This is a genomic window from Pseudobutyrivibrio sp. 49 (assembly GCF_900100545.1).
GTDB lineage: Bacteria > Bacillota > Clostridia > Lachnospirales > Lachnospiraceae > Pseudobutyrivibrio.
Map to the genome: position 1 here is coordinate 1 of NZ_FNDP01000010.1, position 20367 is coordinate 20367.

Genomic DNA, 20367 nt, shown 5'->3' on the forward strand with positions numbered 1-20367 from the left:
ATCAGATTCAGACTTCGTATGTGTATTTGGAAGCATTGGAAGACTCCGCAGAATAGAGCTAAGAATTTGATGAAGCTGGACGTACCAAGATGGGCAGCGTATAACATCTCCTATTGTGGAGACAGATATGCAAGACTCGCTCACAATGGATGGGTACAAAAGGCTATAAGTACAAAGAGACTAACCTCATTTGGATTAGTCTCAATGTTAGATTACTACACCGAAAGGTGTGTTACTTGTTAAGTTGATTGAACCGCCGTGTACCGAACGGTACGCACGGTGGTGTGAGAGGTCGGAATTTCTCACTTATGAGAAATTCCTCCTACTCGATTTTTTAGGAATTTTTAATTACTGCAACCTGGTATTTGGTAAGGGTTAAATCTCCAGATATTTCATCTCCTGTAAGCAAATCTATGCCGGAGATATCACTAATAGTTTTCTCATCTTCTGTGCAGTTAAGATAGAAATCATAGCGGGCATCTTCTGAAAGTCTACTATGCTTTTCAATGCCTTCAGGCAACTTCGTAAATGCGATATTTGCATGTGTCAGCATCTCTCTATAAATGAATTCAATATCGTGCTGGTCAGTACGGCAGGCAACATAATATGCGTGGCCTTTTCCGTATTTATTGCAGGTAATAGCAGGTAAGCCTTCAAGGTAATCATTTTCATAACGGGCTAATATATCAGCTGATACATCCCTGAGCATCTCCTGATAATCATGAACAGCTATTGAATGATAACTGCGATTTGCTTTATCATGAATCTTGATAGTAATCTTGTCTTCTGGATAGAGAGTGTCGATTTCTTCAGAGCGAAGACCGAATACTTTATCAAGGTCATCACCAGGGAAACCACCAAGATTAGCAAGCAAATCCTTATTAACGTATCCAGTGAAATATGTAGCCATAAATTCACCACCAGCACTGACAAAATCTGAAATTTTCTGACCAATTCCATCGTGAAGAACATAGAGCATTGGTGCACAAATAATATTATATTTGCTCCAGTCACTGTCCGAGGAAACAATATCAGGCTCAATTCCTAGATGCATAAATTCGTTGTAGATGTTCATGCAGGTTTCATCGAATTTCTTAGTTTCGTTGGCAAGAGCCCAAGCATCATCTATAGCCCAACGGTTATCCCAGTCGAAAACAATAGCCACTTTGTTGTCAGAAACAGAACCAGTAACCTCAGAAAGCTTTTGTAAATCTGCGCCAAGTGAGGCTACTTCCTTAAATATTCTTGTATCGTTTGTTCCAATGTGGTCGATGACAGCTCCGTGCCACTGTTCAGAGGAGCCGCGACTCTTTCTGATCTGGAAATACTGAACAGTATCAGAACCAGCGGCAACAGCCTGCATGGAAATAAGCTTATGGATGCCAGGACGACGATATTTGTTATATGGTCTCCAGTTTACCAATCCAGGAGCAGATTCCATCATCATAAATGGCTGCTCAGGTTTTAGGCTTCTAAATAAAGCGTGGTTAAAGCTGCGTTCTAAAAGATGAGCAGAATCGGACTGCCAGTTGTTATGTATCTCAGGGTAATTATCCCAGCTGATTACATCTATAAACTGGCTCATATACCAGTAGTCATAATCATAGAACATTTCCATGAAGTTGGTAGTAGTAGGTTCTTTGGCACCTGCTGCCCTAAGAGTATCGATTTCAAAGCGCATGAAATCTGTAGCTGACCAGGTAGTAAATCTCTTCCAGTCAAGATTCAAACCAAGGACGCAGTTTTCTCCGTTAGCGTAAGGTGGATCAATCTGGTCAAAGCTGTTAAAGGTGTGAGACCAGAAGGTGGTCCACCATGCTTTGTTGAGCTTATTAATATCATGGTCGTAGCGGTCAGCCAGCCATTCCTGGAATTTCTTGCGGCAGGTATCACAGTAGCAGTATCCGCTAAGCTCATTTGAAATGTGCCACATTAAAAGACCTGGATGATTTGCAAATTTCTGAGCAAGTGCAGTGTCCATGATGCGAACCTTTTCCCTGAATTCAGGTGACTGCATGCAGTGATTATGACGTACGCCGTGATGATTTCTAACACCGCGCTCATCACATCTCATGGCTGATGGATATTTTTCATCAAGCCATGCTGGTCTTGCTCCTGTAGGTGTTGCAAGTACTGTATAAATTCCGTTTTCGTATAGTTTATCCATGATGGCAGCAAGCCAGTCGAAGCTGATATTCCCTTCTGTAGGTTCATGAACTGCCCATGAGAATACACCCATAGTAACGGTGTTTATGCCAGCTTCCTTCATGAGTTGAATATCTTTTTCTAGAATGTCAGGTCGATCAAGCCACTGCTCTGGGTTGTAGTCTCCACCATGGAGCAGGCCATTCACCTGAGGAAATAAAATCTTTGTCATAGTACCTCTCCTTTTATAAAAATCCTAACATAGAAAATGTGCGAAAACGATTAAAAATAGGTGAAATAATTTATATTTTCGCTCATAGTCTAAAGATTGATTATGGTGACCCTATCACTTATAATTAAAGAAGCTAAATTGCAGCTTATGCTGCGCGGCTCCTTTGGAGCTTAGATTGGAGATATACATGAAGTACATTAACACCCTCAGAGAGGGAGACAGAGGCACAGAGACATACCTGTGCAAAAAGAAGACTCAGGGCATCTCAAAGACAGGAAAGGCTTTCGAGTCACTTACATTATGCGATAAGACAGGCACTATCGATGCTAAGATTTGGGATGTTGATTCCGAAGGCATCAGCGATTTTGACGAGTTGGATTTCATCACAGTTACAGGTGATATTACCAGCTGGAATGGTGCATTACAGTTTAATATAAAGCGCCTTCGCAAGGCTAATGAGGGAGAGTTTGACATTGCAGATTACATCCCAGCCAGCAAGAAGGACGTTGGGGTGATGTGGAATGATTTGACAGCTCTCATCAATTCCATCAAGTCTCCATACATGAAGGCATTACTTAAGAAATATTTTGTTGATGATAAAGAATTTATCGAGGAATTCAAGGCTCACTCAGCTGCAAAGTCAGTTCATCATGGCTTCACTGGTGGTCTTTTGGAGCACACTCTTTCAGTTGCTACAAACTGCGACTATTTCAGCAGACAGTATCCATTCCTGGATAGAGATTTACTTATTACAGCCGCTATCTTCCATGATATCGGAAAGGTTAAGGAGCTTTCAGAGTTCCCACGTAACGATTACACAGATGAGGGACAGCTTCTCGGTCACATCTATGTTGGCGCTACAATGGTAGACAGAGCCATCGATGAAATCGAAGGATTCCCAGCTGTAAAGCGTAAGGAGCTTATCCACTGTATCCTTTCACATCACGGCGAGCTTGAATTTGGTTCGCCTAAGAAGCCAGCTATTGCAGAGGCCATCGCACTTTCATTTGCTGATAACATCGATGCAAAGCTCGAGACTATCTACGAGGCTCTTGAGAATGTTGAGGAGAACAATTTGACATGGCAGGGATTTAATCGACTGCTTGATTCAAACATCCGTAGAACAGGAAAGAATTAATGAATAAAAACGATATTGTAAGATTAACAATAGAAGATATGTCCCTTGAAGGGGCTGGAATTGGTCACACTGATGGTGTGACCATTTTTGTCAAAGACGCAGTTGTAGGAGATGTGTGTGATGTAATTATCACAAAGGTGAAAAAGACCTATTGCTTTGCAGCATTGAAGGAAGTTGTGGAGGCTAGTTCATATCGTGTTCAGCCAGCCTGCCCTAATGCAAAGCAATGTGGTGGCTGCCAGATTATGCAGGTTTCCTATGAAAAGCAGCTGGAGATAAAGGATAATATCGTAGCCAATAATCTTGTTAAGATTGGTGGTTATGACCGTGCTTTTGTAGATTCTATTCGTGAGCCAATCCTTGGTATGACTAATCCACTTCGCTATCGAAATAAGGCACAGGTGCCTGTTGGAATGGATAAGGATGGAAAGATTATCGCAGGCTTTTATGGCGCCAGAAGTCATAGGATTGTGCCATCAGATGATTGTAAGATTTGCTCTGAGAAGAGTATGAATATCGTATATGCGGTAATCGATTATATGAATGAAAATAAGGTAGCCGCCTACGATGAATCTACTGGAAAAGGTTTGATTCGCCATGTGCTTGTCCGAGAAGGTAAGGCTACTGGAGAGACAATGGTTTGTGTGGTTGTTAACGGGGATAAGCTTCCAGCGGTGGATTCTTTAATATCGCATATACGAAATGTGGAACCTTCACTTGCATCATTAGTCCTTAATATAAACACACGTCGTGATAATGTCATCATGGGCTATGAGACTAAGGTGCTCTATGGAAAGGAAGCTATTCGAGACACAATAACTCTTACAAATGGTGACACCATCGCTTTTGATATCAGCGCAAATTCCTTCTATCAGGTCAACCATGACCAGATGGAACGTTTATATAGCAAGGCCTTAGAATATGCAGATTTACACGGCACAGAAGAGGTTTGGGATCTTTACTGTGGCATCGGAACCATCTCACTTTCAATGGCAAAACACGCCGGAAGAGTAATTGGAATCGAGGTCGTTCCACAGGCTATTGAAAATGCCAAGGCAAACGCAAAGCTTAACGGTTTAGACAATGCAGAATTCTACTGTGGAGAGGCAGAAGTTGTTCTTCCAGAAATCTACGAAAAGATGTCTCATCCAGATGTCATCATGGTAGATCCACCACGCAAGGGATGCGATACAGTAGCACTTGAAACAATGGTTAAAATGCAGCCAAATCGTATCGTCTATGTCAGCTGCGACAGCGCCACACTGGCCCGTGACCTGAAGTACTTAGAGGAACGTGGTTATCACATTCAAAAATACACTGTATGCGATCAGTTTGGTCATACCATGCATACAGAAACCTGTTGTTTGCTCGAACGACTTCGAAATGCAAAGGATCATGTCATGTTTACGCTTGATATGGAAGACTATTATAGGATTAAGGACGCAGAGTCAGATAAAGAAAAACGATAATACAAACTAATCGTTTTTGGTCAGCTGATGGTAATAACTAAGCAAGCGTTGCAAAGTAGTGTCATCTGCGCTTTGAGTGTTCTTTATCAGTTCAAATAAGATAGGATCACTATTTTTATGAATGTTTATTACATCAGGGGAAATATCATCTGTTTCTCCTGATAAATAGGCAACTGATGTATTCATTTTCTCCGCTATCGATATTATGACTTGTGGAGAAGGCCTGCGGTCACCTGCTTCATATCTAACGTAGGATGCTGCCGTTAATCCAATCCGCCTTGCAGCTTCAGCTTTGGAAAGGTTAAGCCGTTCTCTTGCTGATTTGAGGCGTTCAGGAATAAGAGTATTGTTCGTATGGTTCATAATAACCCTCCTTGACAATTACCAATGGTAACACTATAATATTACCATTGGTAATATTATATAAATCCAGATTATGAATGTCAACGAAGATTTGACGTGTTCTCAGGCATCTTCAATATAGTATTTCTGACAATATTGATAAGAGCCTTTATGATGTGAGAGCTTACGAACCATACCACGGTGGAACTGAACCGCTTATGAGGGTTCGTATTATGGAAAAGTTGGAAGTAGCAGGAGGGGAAAGACTTGGAGAAAAAAGCAATAATACAGTATAAGAAAAGATTTGATGATATCAGGCATGAAGAGAATGGCATTGAATTCTGGTATGCACGAGAGTTGATGGAACTGCTTGAATATGCTCAATGGAGAAATTTTGAGAAGACCATAGAAAAGGCAAAGACTTCTTGTGAAAACAATGGGATAACTGTAACGGATCATTTTGCTGATGTCAGCAAAATGATAAAAATCGGTAAAGGCGGAAATCGAGAAGTTGATGATTATATGCTCACTCGTTATGCCTGCTATCTCATTGCTGAGAATGGAGATCCCCGAAAGGAACAGATTGCATTCGCGCAGAGTTATTTTGCGGTGCAAACAAGAAAGCAGGAACTTATTGAAGAACGAATTGCATATATAGAAAGAACAGAAGCTCGTGGCAAGCTTAGGGAGTCGGAAAAGCGACTATCTCAGAATATCTATGAGCGTGGTGTTGACGATGCCGGGTTCGCAAGAATACGCTCAAAAGGTGATCAGGCTTTATTTGGAGGATATACCACCAAAGAAATGAAAGAACGTCTTGGTGTCAAGGACTCAAGACCGTTGGCGGATTTTTTGCCGACACTTACAATAGCCGCCAAAAATCTTGCAACAGAGATGACAAATTACAATGTTGAAGAAAAGGATTTACAAGGGGAGTCTGCTATAACGGTTGAACATGTTGACAACAACAGTTCAGTAAGAGAGATGCTGGGGCAAAGGGGAATCAAACCGGAGAATCTTCCTCCTTCTGAGGATATTAGAAAACTGGAAAGAAGAGTACAAAAGGAAGATAAGCAACTTGCTAAGAAATCGGGGAAACTTCATGAATAGAATCAGTCTGTTTAGAACCAGAATAGTGATTGAAGACAAGGTATACTTATTAGCAAAGGATGTCTGGAAAGCGATTTTAATACTATCATAACGTCTGACATAGACGTTATGAAAAAGCTTAAGCATATAGAGATAACTCGTGTTGAGACTTTGCGAAATAACACAGAAGCGATAAAGAGTATCTATCCGCTCAAGTTTATTGTAGCAGGAAAAATGTTTGAGAGTGAAGCTAGGATGGCTGGTTATCAGAGTGTTAACGAGTATATGGAAGAGGTTGACTATGTTAAGGAAATCAATAACGAAAAAGAAAAATTGATTTCAAAGAGGGATTTGATAGAGAGTATAAGTCTAAGCAGAGTTAAGCTTTCCGAGTTGATAGACGCTGATGTTCTTGGCAGGAATGACCTTCAAATTCAACAGTATATCCATATCAATAATGGAACTCCTTATATTGAGAGTTTTATAGTTGGACGGGGCATATTTTTTTCTGTATATGATGACGGCTACGCATTTGATGAATTGAGGGTTGAGAACAACGACCTGATCATTCCAACATATGATTATGATGAAGATAATCCTAATAAGAATTATAGTCATGAACAAATTCCGGAATTGACTCTTTTATAGAATAAAGAATATTGCTGAGGTAGCCACTCTATGTCATTATGAAATTCGGTTGCTCAACGAAACAACAGTCGAGACGGTATGTTTATTGTCCAAGAATTAATTCTCACAGAAATTTCACACTGTACACACCATTGCTAACGAAAAATCTGATAGATTAAAGTTAGCGTTACTATGTGCATTTATTGTAGTGAGAAAAGGTAAAGTGTAATGTCAAAAGTGTATAGGGCTGTGACCCGGCACAAAAATAAAAACGAAGATATACGGGAATATTTCAGTATATGTATGGAAGCCATTAACGAGGGTAATCTATACATGCTTCGTCGCGCCTGTATGTATATTTCTATCATATATCTGATTATGATAGGAATAGCTCTTGTTTTTGTGCCAGATTTTAAAATCTCTTGGGTTCATGTTCTGATGCTCCCACTGATGGTTGTCCAGTATCGTGTGAATTTGTACATTATGAGACACGGTCCTATTAGTACCAAAGCTACTGGGATAGTTTGTTGTTCCTTTTACTTTTGGCTTTCAATGATTTTTATCCTGATAGATACATATGTCTATTCGGATAAGCAGGCATATTTTGTTCCAATGCTGATACTTGTATATCCAACGTTATACATAGACAGAATGTATAAGTATGGCTGGGAGGAAATGGTTGCCGCTATTACCTTTGCAGCCTTTTCTTACAATTACAAAGAATTTGCATTATTTAGGCGAGATGTTTATATGGTTCTTGGTGCGTATTCTGTATCAATGGTCCTTGGCCATCTTGTTCTTGAAGTGCGAAGCAGAGAAGCTTTAGCTATGAAGGAACTTAAGGGCGAGAGTTCCTTGGATAAGCTCACACATGTATTTAACAAGGATGCATTATTATCCAAGATTGACTCATATTTCCTTCAAAAGGCAGAAGATGATTATTGTGCCATGATGGTTTTGGATTTGGATGATTTCAAATCTGTAAATGATAATCTTGGGCACAATACAGGTGATATCCTGTTGGAAAATGTTGGAAGATTATTGCTGGATAGCTTCAGAGCCTATGATATTACAGGGCGATATGGTGGAGATGAATTTGTGGTAATGATGCCACAGATGAGTGATGTGGCAATACTTCAGTCTCGTTGCAGGACACTTCAGAAGCTTCTTGCTGAAATAAATTTGGGAAATAGCGAACCATTTACGATGAGTATGGGTGCGATTATAAGCAATAGTGTTCGTGATACCAACGAACTGTTCATGATGGCAGATGATGCCCTTTATAAATCTAAAATCGGTGGCAAAAATAATTGCACTATATGGAGTGTTGAACAGCGTAATTATGAGCTACCTATTCTGCTGAGTATTAATGACGGTAGGGTGGAAGCAATTAAGAAGTTGAAAGAATTTAAAGGGGAAGAGTTTGAAATTCTTTCTGCAGCCAGTGATAGTGATGCGCTTTGTGTTATAAGCCAGTATCATAAACAGCTTAAGCTAGTATTACTGGAAGTAAATGAAGAAAATGAATTTGGAGTACTTACAATGAAATATATGAAGCAAAGAGAAAGCTTCAACAGAATCCCAATCCTTGCAGTTGTTAAATCCCAAGAGGGCGAACGAATTGCGAAGGAATGGGGAGCTGATAAAGTTGTGATGTACACTTCAACGGATGAAGAGTTTGGAGATGCAATTAATACTTTAGTAAGTATGTGAGAAATAAGCTTCGGCGGCCAGGACAACTGTGTCGCCGATTTTTAATGTCAAATCCTGTACAGGAATCAGTGATTCACCGTCACGAGTTATAATTGCAGGAAGATAATGATCAGGCACACCGATTTCTTCAACCTTCAATCCATTCCAGCAATGTCCTTCTGTGACATGAATTGTAAGCAAATCAATGTGTTCATCTCTTGCAAAATTGTTCATAAGCTTCATTTTTGCATAGTGTTCCACGAATCCAGCAGATAAGATACCAGTAGGGATAGCTACAACACCTACGCCCAGGAAACCAGTGAGGATTGCCATAATTCTGCCTGGTGTGGTGATGGGATAGATGTCGCCATAGCCGACCGTAAGAAGAGTGGACACGGACCACCATATTCCAGAAAATGCATTTCTAAAAACTCTAGGCTGTGCTTCGTGCTCTGCATAGTAAATTCCGATTGAGCTGGCAAGCATAAGAATCATTAGGATTACAAGAGAAGATGTAATCTGATTTCTCTTTTCCTTCAAAACTGAAAAGATAACAGCAAAGGAATCATACTGTCCGTTAATTCTAAAAAGATGGAAAATTCTTATTACCCTAAGTATTCTAAATGCCACAAATCCAGATAAAAAGAAAAATGGAAGAATGGTAAATAAATCTATAACACCGTCGAAGGAGAGCAAGAATTTGATTATAGCCTTTTGGCGTGATACCTCCGGATATAATAAATCTGCAGTCCATATCCTGAGTGCATATTCCACGCAGAAAATGAGAATGGTCACAAAGGCGATAACATCAAGAATTGGAAAAATAGGGGTGAATTCCTCGTAGGTTTGAAGAACCATCACTGCCACATTTAAAAGGATTGTGACAGTGATGAAAATATCAAAGGTTCTACTGGCAATATCACCTTTATTTCCTATCTGTATAACATGAAAGATTTGTTCTTTGCTAATCTTTTTCAACTTACTATTCTCCCAAAATCTAAGTAGTTATTTTAAAGAAAGGCCATAGTACTTAGCTATTCCTGTAGCATCGGCTACTCCAAGCTGTTGATATTGTTCAGGTGTGCTAAGATGATTGATTCTATCAGATTCGTTTGTGCAGAAGGCGTGCTCTACGATAATGCAAGGGAAGCCCAGAGTCTTTGCTTTATTTATAAGAGCATAATAATCCTTTGCTGAACCATCAGGATAAGTGCCGCTTTCAGAGTCTCTTGTAACAATACCTGTGCCATTAGGGCAGAGCTTCCAATTGTTTACATTAAGTCCTGTAGCTGTAAGCTGAGCGAGGATTGAGTTACCTAAATCAGAGCCCTTTACACAGATATCTGGTCTGTAGTTTGGATTAGGAATGATGACTTTTGAACCATTTTGAGACTTATCTAAATCTGGATCATAGTCATTATGAAGACTAATAAGCACATCCGCATTTACAGATTTAGCATAGTTGACTCTACCAGTGAGGCAATCTCCTGAAGAATCAGGATTAGCACCATAAGGACAGTCAAAACCGTAGCGAGTCATATAAACGGTTACTCCATTATATTTCTCAAGCTCCTGCTTGCAATAGTAGGCAATGTAAAGGTTTGCGATACCTTCTTCAAAGTTTTGATAGTGACATCCTAAGTGAGTGGTATCATGGCCTGCATCGAGAACTACAACAATGTTTTTAGTGGCTTTTGCTGCCTTCTTTTTTGCTTTCGCATCTACACTAAGAGTTGAGCTGGCAAAAAGTGATAGAGCGATAGAAAAGCAAAGGGCAATTGTTACTATTCGCTTGATTGAAGTTTTCATATTCTTTTTCCTTTCTTTAGAAAAAATCTTAAAACAATTTTACCATCCTACAGTTTGTTTATCAATTTGATGTTGAATAGTAGCCCAAAAAGGAATTATGTAGAAAAAAATCATAGTTTATTCACACTATGGGCAATAAAATACACGAATAATTTGATAGATTAAATTAGGAGCGTGTATGCCATGGGACTATTTGGAAAATATTCAAAAATTAATAGAGAAGAGCTGGATTCGATAAAGCGCTATCTATGGGAATGCCTGCCATCTATTGATGACAACAATCTCCATATGCTTAGGAAAGCCTGCATGTACATCTCCATGGTGTATGTAGGAATGATTATTGTAGGAGAATTATTGCTGGAAGATTTTACCTTTTCTATTGAGCATTGTGGCATGATTCCCCTTATGATTGTGTACTTTTTTGTGAATTTATATACCTTGAGACACAGAGGAGAAATCAGCACAGCAAAGACAGCGGCTATTTGTTGCACCTTTTATTTTTTCCTAGGAGTAGATTTGGCGCTGATTGATGTATTTGACTCGCCAACAGGTCAGGCTCTGTGGCTGCCGCTGGCTTGTATTGGTCTGCCAATGATTTTTATTGATAGAATATACAAATATGCTTTTGAGGAGTCTGTTGTATTATCTATCATGCTAATCATGTCATATTTTCATAGAGATCATGAAGGCTTTTTGAAGGATTTGTATATTTCAATCGCCGCATTCATTGTTTCAATTCTTGCAGCCCGCATTATCCTGGAGGTGCGTGCCAAAGAAGCTCTTGCTATGCAGGAGGTAACAAAGCTTAGTTCGCTTGATAAGCTGACGCATGTACTGAATAAAAATGCATTGATTGAAAGAATCGATAACTATTTTCATAGAAAGACATCAGATGAATTCTGTGCCATGTGCATAATTGATTTGGATGATTTTAAATTGGTCAATGATAATTTAGGACATAGTACAGGCGATATACTACTTGAAAAGGTGGGACAGCTTTTGATTGAAAATTTCAGAGCTTATGACCTTGTGGGAAGGTATGGTGGAGATGAGTTTGTGGTACTCATGCCAAGAATGGGCGATATAAATATTCTCGCCAATAGATGTAAAGCTCTCCAAATGTATATCAGTGATCTTGATATAGGCGCTAATCATATAGTGACAGCCAGCATCGGAGCCGTTATATGCAAGGGGGAGGGCGATTGGAAGGCTATTTTTTCAATGGCAGATGACGCGCTTTATAAGTCAAAAATTCTGGGGAAAAATTGCTGCACTACCTGGGTGTATGTGGACGAACCAAAAGAGAAGGATATTTTGGTGCTGATGGCTTCAGAGATAAATGAAGGTGTTAATAGTCTTTTTGAGGGGGAAGGGGATAGATTTGATATTATCCATGCTACAAATGATGATGAGGTAATTCGAAATATCTCCAGATATCGTGATGGAATAAAAATAATAATGCTGGAGGTAAATGCAGGAACAGGATCTGGTGTTTTCGTCCTCAAGTATTTAAAGAAAAGAGAAGGCTTCGCAAAGATTCCTGTGATTGCAGTGGTCAACACACAAAGGGAAGCAGCTATGGCTGAGGATTTGCAGGCAGATGCAATTATAGGCACTGATGAACCTGATTCAAAATATAAAGAGACAATTGATAAATGTCTAAATAAGTGATAAATTTGCTGTTGACAGAGAATAGACGCTGATGTAGTATAATTTCAACTTAATAAAAGATAGAGGTTGCGAGAAACATTAGTAATCTCATTGATGGGACAGGCCCAAGTGATATGAGATAAAAGGGGATTTCGCCGAAAGAGAGCACACTCCTGTGTGTGTTTGTCTTGGGCATACGAAGAATATTCGTATGACTGTCACTTAGTAATAAGTGGGGAGCTATCATACGATTACGCGATTGTAGGCTGACCATTTATTATGGTCAGCTTTTTTTATTGGATTAAGGAGGATAAAGAAATGAGTATTTTTACTGGTGCAGCGGTAGCTATTGCAACACCTTTTAATGGTGACGGTTCGGTTAACTATGAGAAGCTTGATAATCTGATTGAGTTCCAGATTAAAAACAACACAGATGCAATTGTAATCTGCGGTACAACTGGCGAAGCATCTACACTTTCTCATGAAGAGCATATAGACGTAATTAAGCGTTGCGTTCAGACAGTTAATAAGCGTGTGCCTGTAATTGCAGGAACTGGTTCTAATTCAACTGAAACAGCAATCTATCTTTCACAGGAAGCTGAGAAGGCTGGAGCAGATGCAGTTCTACTTGTAACTCCTTATTACAATAAGGCTACTCAGAAGGGACTTTACGAGCACTTTAAAGATACTGCTGATGCAATTAAGATTCCTTGCATTCTTTACAATGTTCCTTCACGTACTGGTTGCAACATTCTTCCTGAGACAGCAGTAAAACTTGCAAAAGATGTGGATAACATTGTGGCAATCAAGGAAGCATGTGGAAATATCAGCCAGATTGCAAAGCTTGCACAGTTGGCTGATGGATGCATAGATATTTATTCAGGAAATGATGACCAGATAGTGCCTATCATGTCACTTGGAGGACTTGGGGTTATTTCAGTTCTTTCAAATGTTGCACCACAGCAGACACATGATTTATGTCAGGCATGTCTTGATGGAGATTTTAAGAAGGCAGCTGCAATGCAGCTTAAGGCACTTCCACTTATAGATGCACTATTTTCAGAAGTTAATCCTATCCCTGTTAAGAAGGCTCTTAATATTATGGGATTTGAGGCTGGTCCTCTTAGAAAGCCACTTACAGAAATGGAGGAGGCTCATGCAAAGGTTTTAGAAAGGGAATTAAAGAACTATGGAATTCACTAACACAATTTGGTCGCTATTGCCACCACTTGTAGCCATTTTATTGGCACTTATTACAAAGGAGGTTTACTCTTCTTTATTTATTGGAATTTTAGCAGGTGGTCTTTTATATTCTAGCTTTAATCTTACAGCTGCCATGGAGCACATCTTTGTAGATGGTATGATTGGTCAGCTTTCTGATAGCTGGAATGTTGGTATCCTTATCTTCCTTGTAGTTTTAGGAAGTATGGTAATGCTTATGAACAGAGCCGGAGGTTCTGCCGCCTTTGGTAAGTGGGCAGTTACCCATGTTAAGACAAAGGCAGGAGCACAGGTTGCTACAATTGTACTTGGAATGCTTATCTTCATCGATGATTATTTCAACTGCCTTACAGTAGGTTCGGTTATGAGACCAGTTACTGATAAGCATGGTATTTCAAGAGAGAAGCTTGCATATCTTATTGATGCAACTGCAGCGCCTATCTGTATCATCGCACCTATTTCTTCATGGGCAGCGGCTGTAACAGGCTTCGTTGATGGGGCGAATGGACTGACACTTTTCATCAGAGCCATCCCTTACAACTTCTATGCATTGCTTACACTTGTAATGATGTTTGCAATTACTTTCATGAATTTTGATTATGGTTCAATGAATTTGGCAGAGCTTAATCACAGAGCTCAGTTAAAGGAGCGCAAGAAGAAGGATGCTGCATCACTTACTGGTGCAGAAGATCAGCCACATCCACCTATTTCAGAAAAAGGAAAGGTTGCACATCTGGTGTTCCCAATTCTTTCTCTTATTGTTTGTTGTGTAATCGGAATGATTTACACTGGCGGATTTTTCGAGGGTGCGAACTTTATTGATGCATTCTCAAACTCAGATGCATCTGTTGGACTTGTTTATGGTTCGGTTGTTGCTTTGATTCTTACAATCATCAACTATCTTATAACAAAGGTATTAAGCTTTAACGAATGTATGAATGCTATTCCTGAAGGTTTCAAGAGTATGGTGCCAGCTATTTTAGTTCTTACTTTTGCGTGGACACTTAAATCAATGACTGATTCTCTTGGAGCAGCAGAATACGTAGGTGGACTTGTTGCTAACATTGCCGATAACAGAAATCTTATGAGCCTTATTCCTGCAATCGTATTCTTAGTAGGAATCTTCCTTGCATTTGCAACAGGAACATCATGGGGTACATTTGGTATCCTTATTCCTATCGTAGTAAATGTATTTGGTGGCGATGTTAACAATGAGCTTATGATCATTGCCATCTCAGCATGTATGGCTGGTGCAGTTTGCGGTGATCACTGTTCACCTATTTCAGATACAACAATCATGGCCTCTGCAGGTGCTGATTGTGACCATATCAGACACGTAAGCACTCAGCTTCCATATGCATTTACGGTTGCTGCAGTTTCACTAGTTTCTTATATTGTTTCAGGATTTGTGAGAAACTGGTTCATCTGTCTGGTTATTGGTATTGTAATAATGATTGGAACTTTATTCGGAATAAAGGGTCTTTCAAAAGGACAAGAAAAAGCATAGTGTGGTATAATCTCCTTGATGTGTGTTACATCAGGGAGATTTTTTTTGAGAAGGTTTTTGAAAATGGAGAATAAAGTTAGCTTTGGAATAACGGGGAATACATTAAAGCTTATCGCAATAATCACAATGTTAGTGGATCACGTTGCCTATGGCTTGTATTACACACAGGGCATGGCAGACAACAGCTTGAATTGGGAATTCTATCGTTTCTTAAGGGGCGTTGGGCGAATGGCCTTTCCGATATACTGCTTTCTTTTGGTGGAGGGATTTTTCCATACCAGAAATGTGAAAAAGTATGTTATACGTGTGTTTATCTTGGCATTGATTTCAGAGATTCCTTTTGACTGGAGTTTATTTGGAATACCTTTTAACTGGGGAAAGACCAATGTAGTATTTACTCTTTTAATAGGTCTTATTTTGATTTGGATTTTAGAAGAGTCAAAAAAAGAGAAATTCTGGGGTATTGAAAATTTTATAGTGAAAAAGCTTGTAGTACTTATGTGCTATGCAGCGGGAATTCTTATCGCGTATTTTGCTCATGTTGATTACAACATGGTAGGTGTGGCTGTCATAGTTTTAATGTATGTTTTTCATGGGAATGACAGAAATAAAAGATTGCTTGCCTTTGCAGCGGGTGTAGCTATTCTCGCTCTTGGATGCGGAACAATGGAGGCATGGGCATTTTTGATGCTTATTCCGATCGCCTTATATAATGGAAAACGAGGTAGTTCTTCTAAAATTATCAGATATTGTTTCAATTATTTTTATCCTGTGCATCTTTTAATAATTGGGATTGTCAGAGCAATCCTGTTGTGATAGAATACTGAAAGTTTAAGCAAGATTTCATTAATCAGGCTGGTTAATGTAATCACGAAACGTATCAATTCATATTCATGGGAGGAAATGTATGAACACACATGCACCAATCAAGGATGCCTCTACGCTAGGTATTCCGAAAATGCTCATCTTAGGTCTTCAACATTTATTTGCAATGTTTGGAGCCACTATTTTAGTTCCAATTCTCGTCAATAATTATTTCAATGGCGAAGGTCTTTCAATTCAGGTTACTTTATTTTTCGCAGGTGTCGGCACCTTATTTTTCCATTTATGTTCTAAATTAAAAGTTCCAGCTTTCCTTGGTTCCTCATTCGCTTTTCTCGGAGGATTTCACACAGTTGCTAATTTAAATACAGGTATTTTCAAAAATATGACTATGGGCGAAAAGCTTCCATATGCATGCGGCGGTATTGTTGTTGCCGGAGCTCTTTACCTTTTTCTTGCACTTATCATCAAGCTTGTTGGTATCAACAAAGTTATGAAGTATCTTCCACCAGTTGTTACTGGTCCTATCATCATTTGCATTGGTCTTTCACTTGCACCATCAGCAATCACTAATGCATCTTCAAATTGGCTTCTTGCCATCATCGCACTTTCAGTAGTAATCATCTTTAACATCTGGGGAAAGGGATTATTTAAGATTCTTCCTATTCTCATGGGTGTAGTAATTTCATATGTATGCGCTCTTATCTTCAACGCACTTGGTATGACAAATGCAGACGGCAGTGCAATCCTTGATTTCACAGCTGTTAATGAGGCAGCCTGGGTTGGTCTCCCAGATTTCTTCATCTGCAAGTTCAATATCTCAGCAATTCTTGTTATGGCACCAATCGCCATTGCAACAATGATGGAGCACATCGGAGATATGTCAGCAATCTCAGCTACAGTTGGAGAGGATCTTGTTACTGATCCAGGTCTTCACCGTACACTTGTAGGTGATGGTCTTGCTACAGCTCTTTCAGCATTCTTTGGTGGTCCAGCTAACACTACTTATGGTGAGAACACAGGAGTTCTTGAGCTTTCAAAGGTTCACGATCCAAAGGTTATCAGAATTGCAGCAGTTTACGCTATTGTACTTTCATTTATTCCTAAGATGGCCGACATCATCGGCACAATGCCTAGCGCAATCGTAGGTGGAATAAGCTTCATGCTTTATGGTATGATTAGTGCAATAGGAATTAGAAATGTGGTTGAGAATCATGTTGATTTCACACATTCAAGAAACCTTATTATTGCAGCAGTTATCTTAGTTTGCGGTCTTGGTTTCTCTGATGGACTTACCTTCACAGTAGGTTCTACAGACATCACACTTACAAGTTTAGCAATAGCTGCAATCGCAGGTGTAGTTCTCAATGCGATTATCCCAGGAAGAGATTACGAGTATGGTAATCCTGAGAGATATCGTTTTGATAAAGAGGGATGGTAAAGGCATATTTAAATGGCCCGAATCACCTTGTTAATAAAAGAAATTTTAGGAGGAAATTATTCTAATGGAAAAGTTAGATAACGTAGTAGAGTTAACACATCCTTTACTTCAGCACAAAATTACAATGCTTAGAGACAAGAACACAGGTACAGCAGAGTTCCGTGCACTTGTAGAAGAAATAGCTATGCTTGAGGCTTTTGAGGCTCTCAACGATTTACAGACAGTAGAAATCGAGTGCGAAACACCAATCGAGAAGTGCATGGCACCAGTTATCGCTGGTCGTAAGATGGCAATCGTGCCAATCCTTCGTGCAGGTCTTGGAATGGTTAATGGTATCCAGCGTCTTGTACCAACAGCTAAGATTGGTCACATCGGTATGTATCGTGACGAGGAGACACACGAGCCACACGAGTACTACTGCAAGCTTCCTAGCCCAATCGAGGAGCGTCTCATTGTTGTTACAGATCCAATGCTTGCTACAGGTGGTTCTGCTATCGATGCAATCAACCTCATCAAGCAGCACGGTGGAAAGCGCATTAAGTTCATGGCTATCATCGGTGCTCCAGAGGGAGTTCGTGCTCTTCACGAGGCTCACCCAGATGTACAGATTTACATCGGACACATTGATCGCGAGCTTAATTCAGATGCTTACATTTGCCCAGGTCTTGGCGATGCAGGCGACAGAATCTTTGGTACAAAATAATCAAGTCTTGCATTTCCCTCTTATCGTGATACTCTTATGTCTAGGGTATAAATGATAAGGGGGAATTTTATATGGGAAATAATACTCTTGAGAAGGAGGCCAAGGAGTTAGTGCGCCTTAGAAAGGCTGCCAGTGCATCTAAGCCTGCTTACTATCTTGGTATGATAATGGTGGTTCTTACTATTATCTACATCGTTGATGAGGTTACATCTAACATCAATTCGGCTATGCAGCCATACATTATTTTTGATTTATTCAAAATATCATCCAGGGACGTTAATTCAACAGAATATAAGGAGTCGCTAAACTACGTGGCAAGTTGGAATTTACTGTCAAACCTATTCCTGATAATAGCGCCTTTTTATAAGGCTCTGTCCGATCGCTATGGAAGAAGATTATTTCTTATGATTAACACCATAGGTATGGGTCTAGGTATGCTTGTTGTTATGACTTCAACAAGTGTTCTTCAATACATAATAGGTATGCTTTTCATGCTGTTTTTCACACCAAATGATATGCAGGTTCTTTATATTATGGAGACAGCACCAAAGGAGAAACGTGCCACCTACAGCTTTGTAGCTAAGGGCATAGCCCTTATTTCAGTGTCATCTATTGGTGTTCTTTCGAAAGTTTTTTTGAATGATGGAGTCTCATCAAGTTGGAAATATGTATATGCCATACCTGTTGTAGTGGCATTAGTGGTAGGAATTTTATCAGTGGTTTTTGTTAAAGAAACACCTGTGTTCTTAGAACAAAGAATATTTTATCTTTCTTTAACTGAAGAAGAGAAGGAAAGACGCCGCCAGACAGAAAAGGAAAACAATACCTCCAGCCAAGGTGGAGTTTTTAATGCAGTTAAGTTTATATTTACAAACAAGCAATTGAGATGGATTTTAATCGCAGGATTTTTATTCTTTGCAACAACCTTCTACACATCCTACTATGCAACAGTTTTAGAGGGAGCCATGACAACGCAGATGGTGTCATTGGCACTTTTGATATATCCATTCTGCAATGGAATTGTTACTATACTGAGCGGTCTTTTCTCGGACAAATTAGGAAGAAAAAGAGTATGCCTTTTACTTGGAACAATAGCTTTAGGGGGACTTTTAATTTTTGTATTAGCATGTAGACTAGGCTGGGGTCCAATTACAGCAGGAGTAGCTTATGGTTGTTCTATAGGTGGCCTTTGGTCCATGTCAGATACACTGATTCTTACAATGCCTGCAGAATCATCTCCATCAAGCATGCGTTCATCTGTTATGGGTACCATATCAGTCCTTATTGGAGCCGGCATGTTTATAGGACAGATTGCATTTATTATAGGTCAAAAGTTTATTCCTATTGATGTGCTATTCTTAGTAATCTGTGTTCCGTTTATGGCATTATCACTTATAATATTAATGACCAAGGTTAAAGAGACCAAGTTCGTTAATCTGGATCAGGTTACAGTGGATACATTTAAATAGATTTAAATAAATAGAGGTGGGGTTTTGTGAAGATTTTATTGATTATTTTTATTGTGTTATTTGTGATTTTACTAGTTTTAGTGGTGTTTTCTGTTGGCCTACTAAGGTTCGTTACTTTGCCTAAAAATCGTGTGCCAGTTGATAAGGCACCTGAGATAGAAAAAAGCAAGGATTTGTGGGGACCATATGATTCATATGAAAAGGTCGAAATGAACTTCACAATGGATGATGGATATCTTATTCATGGCACATACATCCCATCAGGAGATGATAACAAGTTTGTAATTATCACCCATGGCTATACCTACAATCGATTGGGTGGAGTTAAGTATTTAAACATTTTCCATGAGCTTGGCTACAATGCTTATATATACGACATTAGACATCATGGTGACAATGCAGATTGCTATTGCTCAATGGGATATAAAGAGAGCAGGGATATTGTTAATATAGCCAGACTTCTCAGGGAAAAGTTTGGTCGTGAGATAAGCATAGGTTTACATGGGGAAAGTTTAGGCGCAGCCAGTTCGATACTTGCACTTGGTTTGGATGAATGTTTTGAGTTTTGTGTTGCCGATTGCCCTTTTACAGACCTTTCAGTGTTACTAGAAGATTTGGGGTGGAGCTGGTTTCATATTCCAAAGCCTTTATCGCATTTGGCATCTATAGCAAGTCAGATAGTACATGGTTATCGTTTGGATAGAATCAGACCAATTGATTCATTTAAGAAAAATACTACCACAGCGGTTTGCTTTATTCATGGAGCTGATGATAAGTTTATTTTACCTAAACATAGCAAAGCAGGATACGAAGCCTGCCAGCAGTACAAGGAAATTCATCTGATTTCAGGGGCAGGCCATGCAGAAAGCTACTTGTATGCAAGGCAGGAGTATCACAACATAGTAAGCAAGTTTTTGGAGGCTATATATTAGCCTCCTTTTTTACACTCTAGAGCCCTGTTAGTGAACGGGTTTTTTAATTTTTTGTGAAATGATTTACGTAAGATTGCAA

General features: G+C 39.4%; 17 protein-coding genes, 1 pseudogene and 1 riboswitch. Of the genes and pseudogenes, 14 read left to right on the forward strand and 4 right to left on the reverse strand.

What is annotated here, in order from left to right; all coding sequences use genetic code 11:
* Positions 1–243: pseudogene (locus BLP54_RS09475) on the forward strand (group II intron reverse transcriptase/maturase); the annotation flags it as partial.
* 91 nt (positions 244–334) lie between these two features.
* Here the strand turns inward: BLP54_RS09475 and BLP54_RS09480 are convergent.
* Positions 335–2377: a beta-galactosidase gene (locus BLP54_RS09480; RefSeq protein ID WP_090169131.1), complete on the reverse strand. Its 2043-nt coding sequence runs from the start codon at positions 2375–2377 to the stop codon at positions 335–337.
* Positions 2378–2564: 187 nt separating this feature from the next.
* Between BLP54_RS09480 and BLP54_RS09485 the strand changes: the two genes are divergently transcribed.
* Both BLP54_RS09485 and rlmD read left to right on the forward strand, forming a co-directional pair.
* Positions 2565–3515: a 3'-5' exoribonuclease YhaM family protein gene (locus BLP54_RS09485; protein ID WP_090169134.1), complete on the forward strand. Its 951-nt coding sequence runs from the start codon at positions 2565–2567 to the stop codon at positions 3513–3515.
* A complete protein-coding gene (rlmD, locus tag BLP54_RS09490) occupies positions 3515–4984 on the forward strand; it encodes a 23S rRNA (uracil(1939)-C(5))-methyltransferase RlmD (protein ID WP_242870677.1) in 1470 nt (489 codons plus the stop codon). Before BLP54_RS09485 ends, rlmD begins: the two co-directional genes overlap by 1 nt.
* A gap of 6 nt (positions 4985–4990) precedes the next feature.
* Here rlmD and BLP54_RS09495 read toward each other — a convergent pair whose 3' ends face one another.
* A complete protein-coding gene (locus BLP54_RS09495; RefSeq protein WP_090169136.1) occupies positions 4991–5347 on the reverse strand; it encodes a helix-turn-helix domain-containing protein in 357 nt (118 codons plus the stop codon).
* A 246-nt stretch (positions 5348–5593) separates the two neighbouring features.
* Here BLP54_RS09495 and dinD point away from each other — a divergent pair, with 246 nt between their 5' ends.
* From dinD to BLP54_RS09510, 3 genes are all read left to right on the forward strand, one after another.
* Positions 5594–6436 (forward strand): DNA damage-inducible protein D, encoded by an 843-nt coding sequence (gene dinD, locus BLP54_RS09500; RefSeq protein WP_090169138.1) that lies wholly within the window; start codon positions 5594–5596, stop codon positions 6434–6436.
* Between the two features lie 108 nt (positions 6437–6544).
* Positions 6545–7063, forward strand: a complete 519-nt coding sequence (locus tag BLP54_RS09505) for a hypothetical protein (protein ID WP_090169140.1) — start codon at positions 6545–6547, stop codon at positions 7061–7063.
* A 282-nt stretch (positions 7064–7345) separates the two neighbouring features.
* On the forward strand, positions 7346–8755 hold the full coding sequence (locus BLP54_RS09510; protein WP_176754522.1) for a GGDEF domain-containing protein: 1410 nt from the start codon (positions 7346–7348) through the stop codon (positions 8753–8755).
* On the opposite strand, the gene BLP54_RS09515 is transcribed toward BLP54_RS09510, so the two are convergent.
* Both BLP54_RS09515 and BLP54_RS09520 read right to left on the reverse strand, forming a co-directional pair.
* On the reverse strand, positions 8741–9712 hold the full coding sequence (locus tag BLP54_RS09515) for an ion transporter (protein ID WP_090169144.1): 972 nt from the start codon (positions 9710–9712) through the stop codon (positions 8741–8743). The genes BLP54_RS09510 and BLP54_RS09515 overlap by 15 nt on opposite strands.
* A gap of 27 nt (positions 9713–9739) precedes the next feature.
* A complete protein-coding gene (locus BLP54_RS09520; protein ID WP_090169146.1) occupies positions 9740–10543 on the reverse strand; it encodes an N-acetylmuramoyl-L-alanine amidase in 804 nt (267 codons plus the stop codon).
* 183 nt (positions 10544–10726) lie between these two features.
* On the opposite strand from BLP54_RS09520, the gene BLP54_RS09525 reads away from it, so the two are divergent.
* From BLP54_RS09525 to BLP54_RS09560, 8 genes are all read left to right on the forward strand, one after another.
* Positions 10727–12214: a GGDEF domain-containing protein gene (locus tag BLP54_RS09525; RefSeq protein WP_090169149.1), complete on the forward strand. Its 1488-nt coding sequence runs from the start codon at positions 10727–10729 to the stop codon at positions 12212–12214.
* Between the two features lie 52 nt (positions 12215–12266).
* A riboswitch (Lysine riboswitch) is annotated at positions 12267–12444 on the forward strand.
* A 67-nt stretch (positions 12445–12511) separates the two neighbouring features.
* On the forward strand, positions 12512–13396 hold the full coding sequence (dapA, locus tag BLP54_RS09530; RefSeq protein WP_090169151.1) for a 4-hydroxy-tetrahydrodipicolinate synthase: 885 nt from the start codon (positions 12512–12514) through the stop codon (positions 13394–13396).
* Positions 13383–14921, forward strand: a complete 1539-nt coding sequence (locus tag BLP54_RS09535; protein ID WP_090169152.1) for a Na+/H+ antiporter NhaC family protein — start codon at positions 13383–13385, stop codon at positions 14919–14921. Before dapA ends, BLP54_RS09535 begins: the two co-directional genes overlap by 14 nt.
* A 63-nt stretch (positions 14922–14984) precedes the next feature.
* Complete coding sequence (locus tag BLP54_RS09540; protein ID WP_176754523.1) at positions 14985–15737, forward strand: TraX family protein; 753 nt, start codon at positions 14985–14987, stop codon at positions 15735–15737.
* A 91-nt stretch (positions 15738–15828) separates the two neighbouring features.
* On the forward strand, positions 15829–17184 hold the full coding sequence (locus BLP54_RS09545) for a uracil-xanthine permease family protein (protein WP_090169155.1): 1356 nt from the start codon (positions 15829–15831) through the stop codon (positions 17182–17184).
* A gap of 64 nt (positions 17185–17248) precedes the next feature.
* The gene (gene upp / locus BLP54_RS09550; protein WP_090169157.1) at positions 17249–17887 is read left to right on the forward strand and encodes a uracil phosphoribosyltransferase; all 639 of its coding nucleotides are present in this window, start codon (positions 17249–17251) and stop codon (positions 17885–17887) included.
* A 71-nt stretch (positions 17888–17958) separates the two neighbouring features.
* Positions 17959–19356: an MFS transporter gene (locus BLP54_RS09555; protein WP_090169159.1), complete on the forward strand. Its 1398-nt coding sequence runs from the start codon at positions 17959–17961 to the stop codon at positions 19354–19356.
* A 26-nt stretch (positions 19357–19382) separates the two neighbouring features.
* Positions 19383–20288: an alpha/beta hydrolase gene (locus BLP54_RS09560; protein ID WP_143002013.1), complete on the forward strand. Its 906-nt coding sequence runs from the start codon at positions 19383–19385 to the stop codon at positions 20286–20288.
* Positions 20289–20367: the final 79 nt, after the last annotated feature.